The 1,612-nt window shown below is 63.5% G+C and carries 2 protein-coding genes; both read right to left on the bottom strand.

Annotation, left to right across the window (positions count from 1 at the left end):
- Nucleotides 1-488 (bottom strand): hypothetical protein (locus tag AC1DYX_RS30940; protein ID WP_477266023.1); only part of this gene is annotated, 488 nt, incomplete at its 3' end.
- A 463-nt stretch (nucleotides 489-951) separates the two neighbouring features.
- On the bottom strand, nucleotides 952-1,612 hold a 661-nt coding region (locus AC1DYX_RS30935; RefSeq protein ID WP_477266021.1), incomplete at its 5' end, for an AAA-type ATPase lid domain-containing protein.

Below are 1,612 nucleotides of genomic sequence, written 5' to 3'. Positions count from 1 at the left end.
GGAGCGAAGCGCCCGCGCGCCATGAGCTTGGTATCGCGCGAAGCACAGAGCAGGTTCAGCACCAGGTCCACCGTCGGGGGACGCCGTCCCGGCTCGCCCTGCAGATATGCAAACTGCCGCTCGTAGCGCAGGTCGACCTCCGGGGCGAGCGCGATCAGGACGATGTCCAGGTCGATCATGTCGAGTCCGAACGCCTGCTGCAGCCACAACAGCCGCATTTCCTGCGACGCAGTCGCGGGCATGGCAGGATCGCCACACGCCAACGACGATTTACCTGGCTTGCATTTGACGGGCCGCTGCGCATCTCCCTGCGACACGTAAGGGCCCTGGTATGGCTCCGCACGGCCGGACGCCGACGATGACGCCGCGGCGTCGAACGCGGCGATCGCTGCGTCAAGCATGCGGTCCAGGCGACCGAGCGCATTCCACAGCTCTTCCATCTGGAAGTCGGGCGCTTGCAGCCTGGTGTTGTCGTGGTGGTGGTCCATGGTTAATTCGGTCGATTGGCCGTCGGTCGGGCTGCCCGATACACGGTCCGCCCACCGGGCCCGGTTGCGGCTTCGATCTGGCCACACGCAACCAGATACTGGAGTGCGGCGGCCACCTCGCGTGTCGCATCGTCCCGGCGCTGGCGCGCGAGCCACCAGTCGCAGATTCCTTCGAGGGAATCGCAAGCTTCAGGGTGTGCGGCGACGTAGCGCAGGATCGTCTCCGCGACATTCGTAACCGTAGGTGTGCTGGAGGTCATGGCAACATTGCAGCATGAACCATGCCAACGCAGCCCCATCCTCAAGCTATTGATTTGCTTCGGTTTGACGCAACGGTGTCGGGCTGGGCTGAGTAAGAAGCGACACAGGCACGCRTGCAACGCACACGCTGACGCCATCGAAATCGACGCCGGAGCGTCGATGTGTCGGGAGCGACACGGGCCAGCCGGGATGACACGCCAGGCTAACGGCTGACGCCGTGCTTCTTCGCCAGCTTGCTCAAGGTCGCGCGCTCCATTTCACACAGCCGGGCGGCTTCACTGATGTTACCGTTGGTTTGTGCCAGTGCCCGCTCGACGAAGCGGCGTTCCACTTCATGCACTGCACGCAGCTTTTCCTCATGCAGCTGGTTGCGGTCGATCTTGATGCCATGCCCCGGTTCACGAGCAAGCTCAGGGAAGCACCGCAGCAGATCGTCCGTCTCGATCACCGCGCCTGCGCTCAGCAAATGTGCTCGCAACAGCACATGTTCCAGCTCACGCACGTTGCCGGGCCACGAGTACGTGCCCAGCAACTCAAGTGCTGCCGGTGCAAGGGTCTTGGGATTGCCATTCTCCGAACGTGCCGCCTTGGCGAGCAGATGCGACGCCAGCAGCGCAAAATCGTCCGGACGTTCGCGCAGCGCCGGCAGCCGGATCGGCAGGACGTCCAGGCGAAACAACAGGTCCGGACGGAATTCGCCCCGGTCGACAAGCTCACGCAGGCTGACATTCGATGCCGAGATGACGCGCACATCCGCCCGGCGCGGCTGTTCGTCGCCTATCGAGCGGAACGACGAGTCCTGCAGAAAACGTAGTAAAACCACCTGGGCACGCRGCGACAGCGCCTCGATTTCATCCAAAAAC

Source organism: Massilia sp. P2_C2 (genome assembly GCF_056404615.1).
This window is presented reverse-complemented; position numbering and strand designations above follow the sequence as displayed.